The organism is Bacillus sp. NMCC4 (assembly GCF_002998555.1).
Taxonomy (GTDB): domain Bacteria; phylum Bacillota; class Bacilli; order Bacillales; family Bacillaceae; genus Bacillus.
Map to the genome: position 1 here is coordinate 1 of NZ_PVRA01000010.1, position 18,800 is coordinate 18,800.

Below are 18,800 nucleotides of genomic sequence, written 5' to 3' on the forward strand. Positions count from 1 at the left end.
CCATGCGGTTCAAGGAACTATCCGGTATTAGCTCCGGTTTCCCGGAGTTATCCCAGTCTTACAGGCAGGTTACCCACGTGTTACTCACCCGTCCGCCGCTAACATCCGGGAGCAAGCTCCCTTCTGTCCGCTCGACTTGCATGTATTAGGCACGCCGCCAGCGTTCGTCCTGAGCCAGGATCAAACTCTCCGAAAAAGTACAAAACCGAAGTTTTGTTTTTCGCCAGTTTGACTGACTACCTATGATGTTTCATAGGATTTTTTTATAAAAACTCGAATTAACAGGTACGTTTTGTCTTGTTTAGTTTTCAAAGAACTTGTGTGTCACTCTCTTAAAGCGACCACTTAAATATATCATGTATCTCTATCAACAGTCAACACTTTTCTTAAAAAACATTTTGTTTTTTTAAGAAGTTTTTACTGAGAATGAGATAAAAAATAGAGCCTCTTTTTGCTCCTTTGAAAGATTAACACATATCTATGAAAAAAGCATTATAAATTTCAAAAAAAATGATGTTTTTCAAAAAAAATAAAGCCGGTGAAGAACCGGCTTCATTTTTACTCAGATTGCTCTTGATCTGACTCTATATTTTCTACGTTCTCTTCACTAATCTCTTCATCGTCTTCTTGTGATTGTTCAACTAATGCCACTGTAGCGACATGTTCCTCATCACCGAGGCGGATTAGGCGGACACCTTGAGTGACTCGACCTGTTGTCGAAATGTCAGAAACGGCCATACGAATGATTACACCGCTTCCTGTAATAATCATCAAGTCTTCTTCGGCTTCAGCATTAGTTGCCTTCACTGTGACAAGCGGACCATTGTTATCAGTGATTTTGCACGTTTTAAGACCTTTACCTCCACGACTTTGAACACGGTATTCTTTTTCAGGGGTTAGTTTGCCATATCCTTTTTCAGTTACAATCAATACGTTTGCATCTGGCTCAAGGATTTCCATACCCACGACAATGTCATCTTCGGAAAGTGTGATACCTTTCACTCCAGCTGCCGTACGTCCCATTTCACGAACATCTGTCTCGTCAAAACGGATCAGCATCCCCTTTTTCGTTCCAATGATGATTTGTTTTTCTCCATTGGTTAAACGAACAGCCATCAGTTCATCTTCGTCACGAAGGCTGAGTGCAATAAGACCGTTGTTTCGAATGTTAGCAAACTGAGACAATGTCGTCCGTTTTGATACACCGTGTCTTGTTGTAAAGAAGAGATACGAATTTTCATCAAATTCGCTTACTGGAATAATGGCGTTAATCCATTCTCCCTTTTCTACTTCAAGAAGGTTAATGATCGGAATCCCTTTCGCTGTCCGTCCGAATTCAGGAATCTCATACCCTTTCGCACGATAAACCTTCCCTTTATTAGAGAAGAAAAGAATCGTATCGTGGGTCGATGTTGAAATCAACTGTTCAACGAAATCATCTTCGTTGGTTCCCATTCCTTGGACACCTTTACCGCCTCTTTTTTGACTGCGGTATGTTGATGCAGGGAGACGCTTGATATAACCATTATGCGTCAGCGTAATCACGATGTTCTCAACAGGAATCAAATCTTCGTCTTCAATTGTTTCAATACCCGCTGTCACAATTTCAGTCCGGCGCGTATCATTGAAGCGTTCTTTAATTTCTGTTAATTCTTCTCTAATGATTTCAAGTACTTTCTCATTGTCTGCTAAAATGGCTTTTAATTCAGCAATCAAATCAACAAGTCCTTTATATTCATCTTCTATCTTTTCTCGTTCTAGGCCAGTCAAACGCTGAAGTCGCATATCAAGAATGGCCTGTGCCTGTTTTTCAGACAAGCTATAGTTTTCCATCAAACCATTTCTCGCAATTTCCGCAGTTTGAGAGCCTCTAATTAAAGCAATGACTTCATCTAAGTGATCAAGTGCAATTCTGAGGCCTTCTAAAATGTGTGCTCTTGCTTCTGCTTTACGCAGCTCATACGCCGTTCTTCTGCGAATGATCACTTTTTGATGCTCTAGATAATACTCAAGACATTGTTTGAGGGACAAGACTTTCGGCTGTCCATCAACAAGTGCTAATAAGTTGATACCAAATGACGTTTGAAGTGTCGTTTGTTTATAAAGATTGTTTAATAGAACATGGACGTTTGCGTCTCTTCGCAGTTCAATGACAATACGCATACCATTACGATCTGATTCATCACGCAAATCTGTAATGCCATCAATCTTTTTATCACGCACAAGATCAGCAATTTTTTCAATCAAACGGGCTTTGTTGACTTGGTACGGGATCTCATTGATAACAATGCGCTGTTTACCGCTAGATGTTTCCTCAATATTCGATTTTGCTCTTAATGTAATAGAGCCGCGCCCTGTTTCATACGCCTTTCGAATACCACTTCGGCCAATGATTTGACCTGCTGTTGGGAAATCTGGCCCTGGGATGATATCCATAAGCTCCTGTGTTGTCATTTCCGGGTTTTGACTGATGGCCAATACCCCATCAATCACTTCACCTAATTGGTGCGGCGGAATATTGGTCGCCATTCCTACAGCAATTCCTGTCGCTCCGTTGACCAATAAGTTCGGGAATCTTGCAGGCATCACCATTGGCTCTCTTTCACTGCCATCATAGTTATCTTGATAATCAATGGTATCCTTTGTGATATCACGGAGGATTTCCATAGAAATCTTCGATAGACGTGCCTCGGTATAACGCATCGCCGCTGCTCCGTCTCCATCGACTGAACCAAAGTTTCCATGACCATCAACTAACATATAACGATAGTTGAAGTCTTGCGCCATACGAACCATTGCTTCGTATACAGCGCTGTCACCGTGAGGGTGATACTTACCGATAACTTCCCCAACGATACGTGCAGATTTCTTAAATGGTTTATCACTTGTCATACCTAGGTCATTCATCGCATACAAAATTCTTCGATGCACGGGCTTTAATCCGTCTCGCACATCTGGTAATGCACGCGACACAATCACACTCATTGCATAATCTAAAAAGGACGTACGCATTTCTTGACTAATATTCACTTCGCGTACATTTGGTGTATGTTGTTCACTCACTATAAGAACCTCCCTTTACGTATCACATGAAATAAATTATGTGGGAGTAAAATATGTATTTATCTTCACAAGACTATTCTCCATTATATCAATAATCTCGTCTTTATACACATTTATTTACTAGAAAATCAACGAAAACACGGAAAAACAGGACATTGGTTATACGCCCCTATTTCTTGAAAAACAACCTTATTCCAAACAAGAAATAAGGTTGTTCTCAGTAGGGATCTATCTAAATATCGAGGTTTTTCACGTATTGCGCGTTTTCTTCGATAAAGTTTCTTCTCGGCTCTACTTTATCTCCCATGAGCATTTCAAATGTCTCATCAGCATCGATCGCATCCTCAAGTGTGACTTGAAGAAGTGTTCTCGCATCAGGATCCATTGTTGTTTCCCAAAGCTGAGTAGCATTCATCTCTCCAAGACCTTTATAACGCTGAAGTCCAGGTTTTGGTGTTTGAGGAAGTGATTTTAACAGCTCATCTAGTTGTTTGTCGTTATACACGTACTCAACACGTTTTCCTTGCTGCACTTTATATAAAGGCGGCTGTGCAATATACACATAACCGTTTTCAATAATTTCACGCATGTAGCGATAGAAGAATGTTAAAAGCAGCGTTCGAATGTGCGCTCCATCCACATCGGCATCCGTCATGATCACAACTTTGTGATAGCGAGCTTTCTCTAAAGTGAAGTCTTCTCCGATTCCAGTTCCTAATGCTGTAATCATTGAACGAACCTCGTTGTTCGATAGAATTTTATCTAGTCGCGCTTTTTCAACGTTTAGGATCTTCCCTCTTAACGGTAAGATCGCTTGGAAGTGACGATCACGGCCTTGCTTAGCAGATCCGCCCGCAGAATCTCCCTCTACGATATAGAGTTCAGAGATGGAAGGGTCTTTAGAAGAACAGTCCGCCAGTTTCCCTGGTAAGCTGGAGACTTCCAGTGCACTTTTACGTCTTGTCAGCTCACGTGCCTTTTTGGCAGCCATTCTTGCACGAGCTGCCATCACACCTTTCTCCACAATTTTCTTTGCAGCATCAGGATTCTCTAAGAGGAATTTCTCAAGTGCTTCAGAGAAAAGGGAGTCGGTAATGGTTCTTGCTTCTGAGTTCCCAAGCTTTGTCTTCGTTTGTCCTTCGAATTGAGGATCTGGATGTTTGATGGAGATAATGGCTGTTAAGCCTTCTCGCACATCTTCACCGCTCAAATTCGAGTCTCCATCTTTGAATACGCCATTTTTACGAGCATAATCATTGATAACACGCGTCAAACCTGTTTTAAAGCCTGCTTCGTGCGTTCCGCCTTCATACGTGTTGATATTGTTGGCGAAGGAATAGATGTTGCTTGTATAGGAATCGTTATATTGTAATGCCACTTCAATCGTGATTCCGTCTTTTTCACCTTCGATGTAAACGGGTTCTTCATGAACGACTTCTTTTGAGCGATTTAAATGTTCTACATAGCTCTTAATACCGCCTTCATAGCAGTATTCATTTCGTCGTTCTTTACCTTCACGTAAATCTTCAATAATGATGTTTACACCTTTTGTTAAGAAAGCTAACTCACGTACACGGTTGGCAAGTGTGTCGTAATCAAATTCAATGGTTTCAGTAAAAATTTCTGGATCTGGCACAAAATGAGTGGTTGTCCCTGTAACATCTGTTTCACCAATGATCTCTAAATCTCCAGCTGGAACACCGCGTTTGAATTGTTGATAATGAATTTTCCCGTCACGATATACGGTCACGTCTAAGGTCGTAGATAACGCATTAACAACAGATGCCCCTACGCCATGCAGACCGCCAGATACTTTATAACCGCTGCCGTCAAATTTACCGCCAGCGTGAAGAACAGTCATAATGACCTCTACAGCAGGACGTCCCATTTTCTCATGAATCCCAACCGGAATCCCGCGGCCATTATCTTTCACTGTAATGCTATTATCCTTTTCAATTTGCACCGTAATATCTGTGCAATATCCAGCTAAAGCCTCATCAATACTGTTGTCGACAATTTCCCATACAAGATGGTGAAGTCCTTTTGCACTGGTTGACCCGATGTACATTCCTGGACGTTTTCTAACAGCTTCTAGTCCTTCGAGCACCTGTATCTGATTTTCATCATAACTATTATGTTGCTGTTCCATTGCCACGTACATTCACCTACACTTTTCTTAAACGATATATTTATATGAATTGAGCTTTTAGACTTCAATTTCAATCACAAATGAAGCACGTTTTTTGAGCGTGCTTGAGGAAAGAGGAGAGTAATAAACAGATTCAGTTGTGACGACGATGGATTTGGGTGTTCCTTGTGATAACGAAATGATTTGTTCTTCTTGTTTTTGGAGAAACTCTTCTACAACAGAAGACGACCTCATTTTGTAATCAACAATTGCGACAATCTCTCGTGTAGAAACAACACAATCATCACCTAAATGAATATACAAGACTCACACCTCATTTATCAGTCAATTACTTTTCCACTGGCTACTCTGAAAATTTCCGCTTCTTTCAAGGTGGCGTGATCGATGCCTTCAACACTTGTTGTGGTGACGAAGGTCTGTACACGTCCCTGAATGGTATGGAGCAAATGAGACTGTCTGTAATCATCAAGTTCAGATAAAACATCATCGAGTAGAAGAATGGGATATTCTCCGATTTCTTCATGTATCAGGTCGATTTCTGCCAGCTTTAGTGAAAGAGCTGTTGTTCTTTGCTGCCCTTGAGAGCCATATGTCTGAACATCCCGACCATTCACAAAGAAAAGAAGGTCATCTCTGTGAGGCCCCCACAGTGTCACTCCTCGGTCTATTTCTCTGTCTCTTAGTTTCTGAAACGATTCATCATAGCTATTCTTTATTTTCGACAAGTCTGACGCTTCTGATACCTCTATCGCCGTCTGGTATTGGAGCGTGAGTGTTTCTAGCTCTCTAGAAATGCCAAAATGCAACGGCTGCGCCCATTTCTCGAGTTGTTTCGTAAAAGTCAGTCGTCTTTTGACAACTTTCGCTGCCGCATCAATCAACTGCTCTGTTAAAACCTCCAGCATCGCTTGATCCGTTTGCTTTCTTGTCTGCAATTGTTTCAAGTAATGATTCCGCTGAGAGAGGATTTTTTGATAGAGCGATAAATCATGCAAGTAGACAGCCGAAACTTGTCCAATCTCCATATCGAGGAATCTTCTGCGGATTTGCGGGCTGCCCTTCACAAGACTTAAGTCCTCTGGTGCAAACATGATGGTGTTTAACGCACCAACATAATGACTGAGCTTCTGTTGTTCAATGTGATTGACCTTGCCCTTTTTCCCTTTTTTTGAGATCACGAGCTGCATTGGGAGTGGACCATTTTTTTTGATGACTCTACCTTCTATTTTAGCATAGTCTTGGTCCCATCGGATAAGTTCTTTATCATTTGACGTACGATGCGACTTTGCCATCGACAATACATAGATCGCTTCCATCAAGTTCGTTTTACCTTGGGCATTCTCACCGATCATGACATTCACCTTGTTGTCGAATTGAAGCTCAGTGTGTTCATAGTTTCGGTATGAAGTTAACGCCAGACTTTGAATGTACATGTATTGTCACCCGTTTCTAATTCACAACTTGAAATGTGCCATAACCTTCTATCTCGACAACATCTCCTGGGTATAGTTTGCGTCCCCGTCTATTATCTGGCTCTTGATTAATGAACACCTCATGTTCACTTAAAAACCATTTCGCCATTCCGCCAGATTGGATGACTTCGGCTAATTTCAAAAACTGCCCTAATGTAATCATTTCTTTCTCAATGGTTATAAGATTAGGCATTATATCGACCTCTTTCAATATCACTAATATCTAATTGTACTAAAAAACAAGACAAGAAGGAAAGGGGGAAAGCGAACTAGGATGAAAGAAAGCATGGTAAACGAGAAGAAAAGCTGCTGTGCACTCACACAGCAGCTATTTTAGATTGGATTAATATGTTCTGACTGGGAGAATCAACTGCAAGATTGAATCATCATTTGGCGTGCGCAACAGGAACGGTCTCATGGCACCAGTGAAGCTTACATGAATTTCTGTTCCCTCTAATACTTTTAACGCATCCAGCATATATTTTGGACTGAAGGAGATTTTGAGGTCCTCCCCTTTAATGTCATCCGCTTGAACCGTTTCGACTACTTTACCGATTTCAGGTGAATTAGAAGAAATCTCAAGGCTTTGTTCAGGATCAGCTGACAGCTTTACGACATTATTGCGTCCTTCTCTTGCCAAAAGTGATGCACGATCAATAGCTTGAAGGAATTCCTTCGTGTTGACCACGACATCCGTTTTACTTTCTTGCGGGATCAGGCGAGCTGTATCTGGATAATTACCATCCAGCAATCTTGAGAAGAACAACACGTTTTGTGCTTTAAAGAGAACTTGCGTTTCTGTAATCACGATGCTCACAAGATCTTGTCCGTCATCAAGGATTCTACTTAGCTCTGTTAAACTCTTCCCTGGAATTACGACATTGTATGAGCTTTCCTCGTCAATATCCAACTTCGCTTTTCTTAAAGCAAGACGGTGGCTATCCGTCGCTGTGCATATTAATTCACCTTTCTCTACCTTCCAGTTTACACCTGTCAAGATAGGTCGTGTTTCTGAGGTGGACACTGCAAAAACGGTTTGACGAATTAAGTTTTTAAGCAAATCTGTCGGGACTTGAAATGCATGATGCTCTTCAATTTGCGGCAGATGCGGATATTCCTCAGCATCTAAGCCGTTTAAGTTAAATTCCGCTGAACCAGAACGGATGATCGTGAGGTGATTTTGTTCTACTTCAATTTCGACAGTAGCCATTGGCAGTTTCTTCACAATTTCACTAAAGAAGCGGGCCTGAAGCACAATACTCCCTGGACGGTCAATCGTGATTACTTCTAAATCTCCATCTCTTTGAGGAATAAAGGATTCAATTGAGATATCAGAGTCGCTTCCTGTGAGAGAAACCCCCTCATCAGATGCAACAATTTTAATCCCTGTCAAAATAGGTATCGTTGTTCTAGAGGATACGGCCTTTAATACATCTTGGACACTTTCGACAAGACGATCTTTTTGAATCGTGAATTTCATAGTGGTCCTCCTAAATTTTCTTAATGACATGTATATATATTTTATTAATAAAAATCGTAGAAGTAATAGTAGGGCTTGTGAATATGTGGATAAGTCGGTAAAAAGAAAGGAAAGACAGCCTATCCACATGTGGATAGACTGTGTATGACTATGCTCTAGTTATTCACATTTCCCCGTACTTATTATATCAGCTTGGTTATTTTAATTGTTCTTTGATTTCTTTCACATGCTGCTGAAGCTGTTCATCCTCAACCATTAATTTCGAAATCTTCTCATGAGCATGAATGACAGTCGTATGATCACGACCTCCAAATTCTTCTCCTATTTTAGGCAGAGAGGAATCGGTCATTTCTCTAGAGAGATACATGGCAATTTGTCTTGGATAAGCAACTGACTTCGTACGTTTCTTCGCTTTGAAATCCTCTAAGCGAATATTAAATTGCTGCCCTACAATTCTTTGAATATCTTTAATTGTAATGACTCTTGGCTTCGATGAAGGAATGATGTCCTTTAGGGCCTCAGCTGCTAGATCCGCATTGATGTCTTTATTAATTAAAGAAGAGTAAGCAACGACACGAATCAAAGCACCCTCCAGTTCACGAATGTTGCTGTCGATTTGATTGGCAATATAAAGCATGACTTCATTCGGAATGTCTAAGCCTTCTGCTTTTGCCTTTTTTCGCAAAATTGCAATACGTGTTTCTAAATCTGGCGGGGTAATGTCTGTGATTAAGCCCCATTCGAATCGAGAGCGTAATCTGTCTTCAAGTGTCGGAATTTCTTTCGGCGGCCGGTCACTAGAAATGACGATTTGTTTACTTTCTTCGTGAAGTGTGTTGAATGTATGGAAAAACTCTTCTTGTGTTTGTTCTTTTCCTGCTAAAAATTGAATATCATCTATCAAAAGCACATCTACATTCCGATAGCGATTACGGAAATCGACAGCTTTGTTGTCTCGGATTGAGTTGATAAATTCATTTGTAAATTTTTCAGATGATAGATAGACCACTTTGGCTGATGGATTATGGTCGATGACATAATGACCAATCGCATGCATCAAGTGAGTCTTTCCTAAACCAACGCCCCCATAAATAAAGAGCGGGTTATATGCTTTTGCCGGTGCTTCCGCAACTGCAAGTGAAGCGGCATGCGCAAATCGGTTGCCTGAACCAATAACAAAAGTATCAAATGTATATTTTGGATTCAGCATATTTTGTGGAATATCAACGGCCTCTTCTTTAGACATTTTTTTAATTGGAGACTTTGGCATGGCTTCTACTTCATCCTGATTTTGAGGAATAATAAATTTAATGCTGAGCTCTTCACCTGTCAGTTCGTAGATGGTATCAGCAATTAAGTGGAGATATCTTGATTCCAGCCAGTCTCTAGCAAATTCATTAGGTGCAGTAATTGTAAGCGTATCGCCTTGAAGAGAATGGGCTTTTGTCGATTTCATCCATGTCTCAAAACTGGGTTTGCTCAACTTTGTCTCTATTTTTTGAAGTGCTTTATTCCACAGATCCAAAATATTTTCCATAAGGCTTCTCCCCCCTCCTTTTCTTTATAAAATGACCAATATCAAACTGTTATAGAACACGAAAAAGAGCAAATGGTCATCACCATTCGTGCACATACGTTGTTGAAAACAAATAATATAGTAGAAAAACGTCTTTTCGACAAATTACACAGTCTGTGGATAAATAATTCAACAGCCTGTGTAATATCTTTCCACAGCTTATCCACAATTTGTGGATAACGCAAATAGGTCAGATAAGTAATTAAGAGTTAAAACACAAATATAATATCAAAATAAACAAGATGGTGCAATGGGTGTCACAAACTTATCCACACACTTTACATCCTGTTGAAAAATAATTATCCACATCGGTTATTTGTGTGAAAAAAATGTCGATAATGGATGTGGATAGTCTAAATATGCCGGAAAAATATCCACACCCTTGTTTTGCAGGCCTTTTAGGAGGAAAAAAGAATAAAATGCTGGAAACTGAAAAAGAAGGTTTCTTCGTTTGATAAATTATGTTATGCTTATAAGGTTGATAATAAGAGTTTTATCATTGATATTGACAATCGATGGGTTACACAAATATAATGAGTTAGACTGTCTTAAACAGCTATTCCTCAGGGAGGTGTCATAAATGAAAAGAACGTTTCAACCAAATAACCGTAAGCGTAGTAAAGTTCATGGCTTCCGCAGCCGTATGAGTTCTAAAAACGGACGTCTAGTTTTAAAGCGACGCCGCAGCAAAGGTAGAAAAAAATTATCAGCTTAGGCCACTGAATAATGTCAGTGGTCTTTTTTACATAAAATCGTAAATGAACTGTCAGTTTTTATCGGAGTGGAAGAAAACATGAAGAAGCGAAACAGGCTAAAAAAAAATGAAGAGTTTCAAAAAGTGTTCAGAAAAGGTCAATCAATGGCGAATCGTCAATTCGTTATTTACCAGCTGGATCAACCAAATCAAGATGAACTGCGTTTGGGATTGTCTGTCAGTAAGAAGATTGGTAATGCAGTGATGAGAAATCGAATTAAACGACTGATCCGCCAGGTGTTTTTAGAGGAAGGTCATAAGTTAAAGCAAGAAAAAGACTACATTGTCATTGCAAGAAAACCAGCAAGTGAATTGACCTTTGAAGAAACAAAGAAGTCTCTCCAACATTTATTTAGAAAATCCGCTGTTTATCAACAACAACCGAAAAAGTCTTCGTAATAGAAACTTTCGTTGAATCAATTTTTAAAAGCGCTTCCTTCATCTAGTGAATTAAAATGAAACCACCACTTTGTAATGAAAAAATGTTACCATACTGATTAGGTGAATCACTTTCGTAATCAATTCCAACTTAAATAAAGTTTGAAGTAATGGGAGGAATCTTGTTGAAAAGGCGATTATTACTAATATTTAGCTTGATTGGCGTGTTGGTTCTATTGGCAGGATGTACACAAATCAATGAACCAATCACATCAGATAGTAAGGGATTCTGGAATTCTTATATTGTTTACCCGCTATCTCAATTAATCACGTACATGGCAAATTTGACTGGTGAAAACTACGGGGTTGCGATCATTATTGTGACACTGTTAATCCGCTTGCTCATTTTACCATTAATGATTAAGCAGTTAAGAAGTACAAAAGCAATGCAAGCATTGCAGCCTGAATTGAAAAAGCTTCGTGAAAAATATAGCTCTAAAGACCAAAAAACTCAGCAGCAGCTTCAGCAGGAAACAATGGCCCTTTTCCAAAAAAATGGCGTCAATCCATTAGCTGGATGTTTCCCGATTTTAATTCAGATGCCAATCCTAATTGGTTTTTATCATGCGATTATGAGAACAGCAGAAATTAAAAAGCATACATTCTTATGGTTTGACTTAGGCAGTCCAGATCCATTGTTCCTATTACCGATCATTGCGGGGGTAGCTACTTTCATTCAGCAAAAACTGATGATGGCTGGAAATCCTTCGGACAACCCACAAATGGCTATCATGCTATGGGTTATGCCGATTATGATCATTGTATTTGCCATTAGTTTCCCAGCAGCACTTTCATTGTACTGGGTTGTAGGTAACATTTTCATGATCATCCAAACATTAGTGATTAAAACTCCTCAAGTAAAATTGGATACAAAAGAAAAAGCTGGCGGGAATAAAAAATGAAGGAAATAACTGCTGTCGGTCGCACAATCGAAGAAGCAGTAGATTCCGGACTTAAACAAATTCAACTTCTAAAAGAAGAAGTAGATATCACAATAGTTGATGAAGGAAATAAAGGTTTCTTAGGATTATTTGGCAAAAGACAAGCTGTAGTCAAGTTGATAGAAAAGAGAAATGCTCTTAAATTAGCTACACAGTATTTAGATAATATTGTTAAATCAATTGATCCTAAAGCGAAGATTGTTTCCAAAAAGGAACCGAAAAAGATTTCTTTCCACATTGATGGAGATAAAACGTCATTAATGATTGGAAAAAGAGGACAAACTTTGTACTCTTTAGAAACATTGGTACAGTTAGTGTTTAATCGCTATTCTGATCAGTATCATCATATTACCATTGATATTGGAGATTATAGGAAGAAGCGACAAGAAGCACTTGAACAATATGCCATCAAGACAGCAAACAGAGTTTTAAAAACGAAGAGAAAGGTTCATTTAGAACCAATGCCTTCTAATGAACGAAAAGTAATTCATGATACGATCGCCGCATTTTCTAAAGAACTTGCAACGGCATCGGAAGATACAGGCAGCAAGCGTCATGTTGTGGTGCTGTATAAAAAATAACAGAAAGGCTAGAATTCAGCAAAGCTGGATTTTAGTCTTTTTTTATTGAAAAATTGTCTTTCTATAGAAGATTCATCCTTTATTTCTAAAAAATTAGTGTGTGATATGAGTGGAAAACACCTTTTTTACAAGTAAGCAAAGGGATCAGGGCGTTTAAATTTATTGGATTTCGGTGTAAGATGTGAAGATAAGTTTAGAACGTCGTTATTCACATGTGGATAAGTTAAGTGTTAAAATAGATAGGATGCAAAGCTGTGGATAATTAGATATGGGATACTTTCACTTCGCTTTCATTTATGGTATCTTTAAATTTTGGATTAAGCGTTTTTGATATAGAGATGGACAACGTCCATTTAATAGATAAAAGACTGTCTATTAAGTAGAGAAAGAGGTGATTGAGTGATGGATACAATTGCAGCCATTTCTACACCGATGGGTGAAGGAGCAATTGCGATTATTCGTTTAAGTGGGCCTGATGCGGTACAGATCGCTGATCGGATGTATAAAGGGCCTAAGGAGAAAAAACTTGTAGCAGTGGATTCCCATACAATTCATTATGGTCATATTGTGGATTCAAGTACTGATCAAGTAATAGAAGAGGTCATGGTGTCAGTACTTCGAGCGCCAAAAACATTTACGAGAGAAGACGTTATTGAGATTAACTGCCATGGCGGAATTGTAACGGTCAATAAAGTATTGCAGCTTGCTTTAAGAGAAGGAGCAAGATTAGCGGAGCCAGGTGAGTTCACAAAACGTGCTTTCTTAAATGGAAGAATAGATCTTTCGCAAGCAGAGGCTGTTATGGACTTGATTCGGGCAAAGACTGATCGTGCGATGAACGTAGCAATCACTCAAATGGAGGGACGCCTCTCCGGTTTGGTTCAGCGACTGCGCGGCGAGATCCTAGAAACACTGGCGCATATTGAAGTCAATATTGACTACCCTGAGTATGACGATGTTGAAGAAATGACACATCGCGTCTTAGTGGAAAAAGCGACATCGGTCAAAAAAGAAATTGAGTCGCTGCTCTCGACTTCTCAGCAAGGGAAAATCCTTCGAGAGGGCTTATCCACTGTGATTATAGGAAGGCCGAATGTTGGAAAGTCTTCCTTGCTGAATAGCCTTGTACAGGAAACAAAGGCGATTGTCACAGATATTCCTGGAACTACCAGAGATGTCATTGAGGAATATGTGAATGTAAGAGGTGTACCTCTTCGTCTAGTCGATACTGCGGGTATACGTGAGACTGAGGACATTGTTGAGCGTATAGGGGTTGAACGATCTAGACAGGTCTTAAAAGAAGCTGACCTGATTTTACTTGTGCTCAATTATAGCGAAGAATTATCAGAAGAAGATATGAAGCTTTTTGAGGCTGTCTCAGGTATGGATATCATCGTGATTGTGAATAAGACAGACCTTGAGCCTAAGCTTGATGTAGAAAAGGTCAAGCAGTTAGCGAAGGATCGTCCGGTCGTCACCACATCATTATTACAAGAAAAGGGTATTGATGAGCTTGAAATGGCGATTCAATCACTGTTCTTCACTGGATCAATTGAAAGTGGAGATTTAACGTATGTAAGTAATACAAGGCATATTGCCCTCCTTCAGGCAGCAAAACAATCAATTGAGGATGCTCTTGAAGGCATTGAAATGGACGTACCGATCGACATTGTTCAAATAGATTTAACACGCTGCTGGGAACAGCTCGGTGAAATTATAGGAGATGCTGTTCATGAAAGCTTGATTGATCAGCTATTCTCTCAATTCTGTTTAGGAAAGTAAAGGGAGGAACATAAGAAATGGGTTATGAAGCTGGCAATTATGACGTAATCGTCGTGGGTGCCGGTCATGCTGGGGTTGAGGCTGCTCTTGCTTCTGCAAGACAGGGCGCCAAAACACTTGTATTGACTATCAACCTCGATATGGTTGCTTTTATGCCATGTAATCCGTCCGTAGGCGGTCCTGCAAAAGGGATTGTCGTTAGAGAAATTGATGCACTGGGCGGAGAAATGGCACGAAATATAGATAAGACGCATATCCAAATGCGCATGCTGAATACGGGGAAAGGACCTGCTGTCCGTGCGTTAAGAGCGCAAGCAGATAAGTTCCAATATCAGCATGAAATGAAAAAAACAATGGAAAATGAACCGAACCTGACAATGCTTCAAGGTATGGTGGATCATTTAATTGTAGAAGATGATGAATGTAAAGGTGTCGTTACCCAAACAGGAGCAAACTATCGTGCGAAGTCTGTTGTATTAACGACTGGGACTTTCTTAAAAGGCCGCATTATTTTAGGGGATCTATCGTATTCAAGTGGTCCTAATAACCAGCAGCCATCAATCAAATTATCGGATCACCTAGCAGAGTTAGGATTCGATTTGGTTCGCTTTAAAACAGGAACACCTCCTCGAGTGAATAGTCACTCGATTGACTATAGTAAAACAGAAATTCAACCAGGTGATGATGTTCCGCGGGCGTTCTCCTATGAAACGGTTGAATATATTACAGACCAACTGCCATGCTGGTTAACATATACGAGTTTAGAAACACATCAAATTATTGATGAGAATCTTCACCGTTCTCCAATGTATTCAGGTATGATTAAAGGAACTGGTCCTAGATACTGCCCTTCCATTGAAGATAAAGTGGTTCGTTTCAATGACAAACCGAGACATCAAATTTTCTTAGAGCCAGAAGGTCGTAATACGCAGGAAGTGTATGTTCAAGGATTGTCTACAAGTCTTCCAGAGGATGTACAGCAGCGCATGCTTTCCACCATCCCAGGGCTCGAAAATGTACAAATGATGAGAGCGGGTTATGCCATTGAGTATGATGCAATTGTGCCTACTCAGTTGTGGCCTACACTTGAGACGAAGAAAATTTCTGGATTATATACAGCGGGCCAAATTAATGGTACATCTGGCTATGAGGAAGCAGCAGGTCAAGGAATTATGGCAGGTATTAATGCAGGAAGAAAAGCATTGGGTAAAGAAGAAGTCATTTTAAGCCGATCTGATGCATATATCGGTGTTCTCATTGATGACCTTGTCACAAAGGGAACAAATGAACCTTACCGTCTTTTGACATCCCGTGCAGAGTATCGTTTGCTTCTTCGTCATGACAATGCGGATTTAAGATTAACTGAACTTGGCTATCATATTGGATTAATTTCTCAAGAAAGATTCCAGACATTCCAGCAGAAAAAAGAAGCCATTGAAGCAGAGAAAAAACGTTTATATTCTGTCATCATCAAACCTACAGCAGAGACACAAGAATTTATTCGTTCACTTGGTGGAAGTGAGCTGAAGGACGGTATTCGTGCAAGTGATTTGATGAAGCGTCCAGAAATGAACTATGAATCTGTTGTGACGTTAGCTCCTGCTGAAACACCACTTCCTTCTGATGTGTGTGAGCAGGTAGAGATTCAAATTAAATACGAAGGATATATTGAAAAGTCACTCCAACAAGTTGAAAAGCTGAAAAAGATGGAGAACAAAAAGATTCCTGATCGTATTGATTATGATGCCATCAAAGGGATTGCAACTGAAGCGAAACAAAAGCTGAAAGAAGTCCGACCGCTTTCTGTTGCACAGGCTTCTCGTATTTCAGGCGTTAACCCTGCTGATATTTCTATCCTTTTAGTATATTTAGAGCAGGGACGTATTGCGAAGATAGCAGAATAGAAAGGATGTCGGCATGAACATTGAACAATTTACAGCAGCACTAGAGGAGAAAGGGATGACTCTTTCTCCTGTGCAGCTTGAACAATTTGAAACTTACTTCCGCATGCTTGTAGAATGGAACGAGAAAATGAATTTAACGTCCATTACTGAAAAGGAAGAAGTGTATTTAAAGCATTTTTATGATTCAATTTCAGCAGCATTTTTTATTGATTTTCACAAAGTGACGACGATTTGCGATATTGGAGCTGGTGCTGGTTTCCCAAGCATTCCTCTTAAAATTTGCTTCCCTCATCTACATGTAACCATTGTTGATTCTCTTCAGAAACGAATTACGTTTCTCAATGAGTTAGCAAAAGGGTTAAACTTACAAGATACTACTTTTTATCATGATCGTGCGGAGACGTTTGGACAACGTAAGGAAAAGCGTGAAAGCTATGATCTTGTCACTGCTAGAGCGGTTGCGCGTTTATCCGTCTTGAGCGAACTATGTCTGCCCCTTGTAAAAAAGGAAGGATTGTTTGTTGCATTAAAAGCATCTGCCGCTGATGAAGAAATGCAAGCAGGGAAAAAAGCTGTTACTGTCCTCGGAGGAGAGGTTGTTGAAAAGCATTCCTTTGTTCTTCCTTTAGAAGAAAGCGAACGGAACATCATTGTCATTGAAAAGAAAAAGCAAACACCAAAAAAATATCCTAGAAAACCAGGAACACCTAATAAATCACCAATAGAAGGTTGATCATGTAAAAGGTCGGTTTTTCTTCAATATTTAAGATTTTACAGAAGGAAAAAACATGAGAAAATAGAATTATAAAAAGGTAGTTTTTAAAGGTGGTGTAGGTTCATGAAGCATTCACTCTCACGCTTCTTCGGGCTTGGTGACAAAGAACATCCTGAGCGTGAAACCGAAATAGAGGCAGAGATTGCTGAGCATGATACATTAAAGGAAGAGATACAGGAGCTCCCGGTCGACACAATTATGCCAAACCGTTTTCAGCCACGCACCATTTTTTCAGAAGAAAAGATACATGAGCTGGCCACGACGATTCATACCCATGGCATTATCCAACCTATTGTTGTCAGACCAACAGAAGAAGAAGGTAAATATGAACTGATCGCCGGCGAAAGACGTTGGAGAGCGGTACAGACTCTTCAATGGGAGAAAATCCCCGCTATTATAAAAGACTTTACTGATACGGAAACGGCATCTGTGGCATTGATTGAAAATTTGCAAAGGGAAGAGCTGTCTGCTATTGAAGAGGCTCATGCTTATGCACGTCTTTTAGAGCTTCATGATTTAACACAGGAGGCGCTTGCTCAGCGTTTAGGCAAGGGACAATCAACTGTTGCAAACAAATTAAGACTTTTAAAGTTGCCTGAAGAGGTACAACAGGCCATTTTAGAGAAAAAAATCTCTGAAAGGCATGCACGTTCACTTGTACCCCTAAAGCTTCCAGAATTACAAATCGCGCTATTGCAGGAAATCATCGAAAAGCAGCTGAATGTAAAACAGACTGAAGAGCGTGTAGTGAAAATGCTTGAACAAAAAACAGATCGCAAACCGAAGCCAAAACGTAAGGCGTTTAGTCGTGATACACGAATTGCGATGAATACCATTCGTCAGTCTCTCCATATGGTAGAAGACAGCGGGCTTAAAATAAATACCGAGGAAGAAGAGTTTGAGGAATATATCCAATTAACGATTCGGATTCCTAAATAGAAAAAAGCTGATGAGAGCCACTCGTCAGCTTTTTTTATTGGTTCCACATTATATTTACTTATTATTCATAAATTGGTAAAATATGATTTTCATAGAAGAAAGGAGGTGACATGACTCGATGAAAATGAAAAAGACGAAATTTGTTATTATTTGTTATTTACTATTTTCTTTTTTTCTTTTTACAAATGAAACAACCATATTTGCTGTGAATTCGCCAACGGCTCCTGCAGAAGAAAGCCCGTTGGCCAAAAAAGAACTGAACGTTCTGAAGAAACAAGGTGTTGTTTCTAAGGAGGTCACTTTACAGCAATTAAATCATGAGCATGAGTCTCAGGACGACACAATTGACTTGATTTCAGCTAGCGATGTTTTGAAGGACTATGGCTTACAACAAAACAAGCAGGATGAGTTGGTAACGGATGAAAAGCCGCACACCATCAAGCACCTTTTAGGAAAGCCGTATCCTGGTACCGATATTATGCCTAAAAAAGGAGATATATTGGTGACAAGTACTGATGCTTTGAAGGGTATCGTTGGACATGCAGGTATCGTCATTAATGAGAAAAGCTTTGCTTCTATTCCAGGGTTTCGACAGCATCCTCAGCTTGATTCCATTCTTAACTGGTTTCGCTATAATGCCAATACAAAGGTAATTCGGATTAATCAAGAGGAAACAGCAGACCTGGCAGGGGAATGGGCGCACGATTATGTGAAAACTCATCCAAAGGCTCGATACTCCATCACCCTGTCAATTCAATCACTCGATCCGACGTATTGTTCAAAGATTGTGTGGCAGGCCTATGCCAAAACAGGTGACGCTTTGGGACATGCGACATATACCATTAAAACCCCCTACGGATTCTTAAAAAAGAGAAGCTATCATACAGTGACTCCTAAAGTCATTGTGAACGAAGGCCGTAAAATTGGTGGATTACATTTTTGACAT

At 39.9% G+C, this 18,800-nt stretch carries 16 protein-coding genes and 1 rRNA gene; 9 read left to right on the top strand and 8 right to left on the bottom strand.

Annotated features, from left to right (window positions below; translation table 11 throughout):
* The 8 genes from C6Y02_RS16280 to dnaA form a co-directional block, all read right to left on the bottom strand.
* Positions 1-196 (bottom strand): 16S ribosomal RNA (locus C6Y02_RS16280); the annotation flags it as partial.
* 362 nt (positions 197-558) lie between these two features.
* The gene (gyrA, locus tag C6Y02_RS16285) at positions 559-3,063 is read right to left on the bottom strand and encodes a DNA gyrase subunit A (protein ID WP_066031458.1); all 2,505 of its coding nucleotides are present in this window, start codon (positions 3,061-3,063) and stop codon (positions 559-561) included.
* Positions 3,064-3,295: 232 nt separating this feature from the next.
* Positions 3,296-5,212, bottom strand: a complete 1,917-nt coding sequence (gene gyrB, locus C6Y02_RS16290; RefSeq protein ID WP_095286181.1) for a DNA topoisomerase (ATP-hydrolyzing) subunit B — start codon at positions 5,210-5,212, stop codon at positions 3,296-3,298.
* A gap of 57 nt (positions 5,213-5,269) precedes the next feature.
* A complete protein-coding gene (remB, locus tag C6Y02_RS16295) occupies positions 5,270-5,515 on the bottom strand; it encodes an extracellular matrix regulator RemB (RefSeq protein ID WP_008360920.1) in 246 nt (81 codons plus the stop codon).
* Between the two features lie 17 nt (positions 5,516-5,532).
* Positions 5,533-6,645, bottom strand: coding sequence for a DNA replication/repair protein RecF (gene recF / locus C6Y02_RS16300; RefSeq protein ID WP_106031706.1), 1,113 nt, complete (start codon positions 6,643-6,645; stop codon positions 5,533-5,535).
* A gap of 16 nt (positions 6,646-6,661) precedes the next feature.
* On the bottom strand, positions 6,662-6,877 hold the full coding sequence (gene yaaA, locus C6Y02_RS16305) for a S4 domain-containing protein YaaA (RefSeq protein ID WP_003215257.1): 216 nt from the start codon (positions 6,875-6,877) through the stop codon (positions 6,662-6,664).
* A 150-nt stretch (positions 6,878-7,027) separates the two neighbouring features.
* Positions 7,028-8,164 (bottom strand): DNA polymerase III subunit beta, encoded by a 1,137-nt coding sequence (gene dnaN / locus C6Y02_RS16310; RefSeq protein ID WP_034660670.1) that lies wholly within the window; start codon positions 8,162-8,164, stop codon positions 7,028-7,030.
* A 196-nt stretch (positions 8,165-8,360) separates the two neighbouring features.
* The gene (gene dnaA, locus C6Y02_RS16315; RefSeq protein WP_034660669.1) at positions 8,361-9,701 is read right to left on the bottom strand and encodes a chromosomal replication initiator protein DnaA; all 1,341 of its coding nucleotides are present in this window, start codon (positions 9,699-9,701) and stop codon (positions 8,361-8,363) included.
* 619 nt (positions 9,702-10,320) lie between these two features.
* On the opposite strand from dnaA, the gene rpmH reads away from it, so the two are divergent.
* The 9 genes from rpmH to C6Y02_RS16360 all read left to right on the top strand — a co-directional run bounded on the left by rpmH (position 10,321) and on the right by C6Y02_RS16360 (position 18,797).
* Positions 10,321-10,455, top strand: a complete 135-nt coding sequence (gene rpmH / locus C6Y02_RS16320) for a 50S ribosomal protein L34 (RefSeq protein WP_008360908.1) — start codon at positions 10,321-10,323, stop codon at positions 10,453-10,455.
* A gap of 78 nt (positions 10,456-10,533) precedes the next feature.
* The gene (gene rnpA / locus C6Y02_RS16325; RefSeq protein ID WP_034660668.1) at positions 10,534-10,893 is read left to right on the top strand and encodes a ribonuclease P protein component; all 360 of its coding nucleotides are present in this window, start codon (positions 10,534-10,536) and stop codon (positions 10,891-10,893) included.
* A gap of 158 nt (positions 10,894-11,051) precedes the next feature.
* On the top strand, positions 11,052-11,834 hold the full coding sequence (gene spoIIIJ / locus C6Y02_RS16330; RefSeq protein WP_095286180.1) for a YidC family membrane integrase SpoIIIJ: 783 nt from the start codon (positions 11,052-11,054) through the stop codon (positions 11,832-11,834).
* Positions 11,831-12,454 carry an RNA-binding cell elongation regulator Jag/EloR gene (gene jag / locus C6Y02_RS16335; protein WP_066031460.1) on the top strand — a complete coding sequence of 208 codons (624 nt, stop codon included), beginning with the start codon at positions 11,831-11,833 and terminating at the stop codon, positions 12,452-12,454. Before spoIIIJ ends, jag begins: the two co-directional genes overlap by 4 nt.
* 402 nt (positions 12,455-12,856) lie before the next feature.
* The gene (gene mnmE, locus C6Y02_RS16340) at positions 12,857-14,236 is read left to right on the top strand and encodes a tRNA uridine-5-carboxymethylaminomethyl(34) synthesis GTPase MnmE (RefSeq protein WP_034660665.1); all 1,380 of its coding nucleotides are present in this window, start codon (positions 12,857-12,859) and stop codon (positions 14,234-14,236) included.
* Positions 14,237-14,253: 17 nt separating this feature from the next.
* On the top strand, positions 14,254-16,140 hold the full coding sequence (gene mnmG / locus C6Y02_RS16345) for a tRNA uridine-5-carboxymethylaminomethyl(34) synthesis enzyme MnmG (protein WP_066031461.1): 1,887 nt from the start codon (positions 14,254-14,256) through the stop codon (positions 16,138-16,140).
* A 13-nt stretch (positions 16,141-16,153) separates the two neighbouring features.
* On the top strand, positions 16,154-16,873 hold the full coding sequence (gene rsmG, locus C6Y02_RS16350) for a 16S rRNA (guanine(527)-N(7))-methyltransferase RsmG (RefSeq protein WP_034660662.1): 720 nt from the start codon (positions 16,154-16,156) through the stop codon (positions 16,871-16,873).
* 105 nt (positions 16,874-16,978) lie between these two features.
* Positions 16,979-17,854 (top strand): nucleoid occlusion protein, encoded by an 876-nt coding sequence (noc, locus tag C6Y02_RS16355; RefSeq protein ID WP_034660661.1) that lies wholly within the window; start codon positions 16,979-16,981, stop codon positions 17,852-17,854.
* A gap of 118 nt (positions 17,855-17,972) precedes the next feature.
* Positions 17,973-18,797 carry an orthopoxovirus pf05708 family protein gene (locus C6Y02_RS16360; RefSeq protein ID WP_106031707.1) on the top strand — a complete coding sequence of 275 codons (825 nt, stop codon included), beginning with the start codon at positions 17,973-17,975 and terminating at the stop codon, positions 18,795-18,797.
* Positions 18,798-18,800: the final 3 nt, after the last annotated feature.

Excerpts from the sequence above, each read along its gene's own strand:
- gyrB (WP_095286181.1), bottom strand. The coding sequence starts at position 5,212 with ATGGAACAGCAACATAATAGTTATGATGAAAATCAGATACAGGTGCTC.
- recF (WP_106031706.1), bottom strand. The coding sequence starts at position 6,645 with ATGTACATTCAAAGTCTGGCGTTAACTTCATACCGAAACTATGAACAC.
- yaaA (WP_003215257.1), bottom strand. The coding sequence starts at position 6,877 with ATGCCTAATCTTATAACCATTGAGAAAGAAATGATTACATTAGGGCAG.
- dnaN (WP_034660670.1), bottom strand. The coding sequence starts at position 8,164 with ATGAAATTCACGATTCAAAAAGATCGTCTTGTCGAAAGTGTCCAAGAT.
- dnaA (WP_034660669.1), bottom strand. The coding sequence starts at position 9,701 with ATGGAAAATATTTTGGATCTGTGGAATAAAGCACTTCAAAAAATAGAG.
- rpmH (WP_008360908.1), top strand. The coding sequence starts at position 10,321 with ATGAAAAGAACGTTTCAACCAAATAACCGTAAGCGTAGTAAAGTTCAT.
- rnpA (WP_034660668.1), top strand. The coding sequence starts at position 10,534 with ATGAAGAAGCGAAACAGGCTAAAAAAAAATGAAGAGTTTCAAAAAGTG.
- jag (WP_066031460.1), top strand. The coding sequence starts at position 11,831 with ATGAAGGAAATAACTGCTGTCGGTCGCACAATCGAAGAAGCAGTAGAT.
- mnmE (WP_034660665.1), top strand. The coding sequence starts at position 12,857 with ATGGATACAATTGCAGCCATTTCTACACCGATGGGTGAAGGAGCAATT.
- mnmG (WP_066031461.1), top strand. The coding sequence starts at position 14,254 with ATGGGTTATGAAGCTGGCAATTATGACGTAATCGTCGTGGGTGCCGGT.
- rsmG (WP_034660662.1), top strand. The coding sequence starts at position 16,154 with ATGAACATTGAACAATTTACAGCAGCACTAGAGGAGAAAGGGATGACT.
- noc (WP_034660661.1), top strand. The coding sequence starts at position 16,979 with ATGAAGCATTCACTCTCACGCTTCTTCGGGCTTGGTGACAAAGAACAT.
- C6Y02_RS16360 (WP_106031707.1), top strand. The coding sequence starts at position 17,973 with ATGAAAATGAAAAAGACGAAATTTGTTATTATTTGTTATTTACTATTT.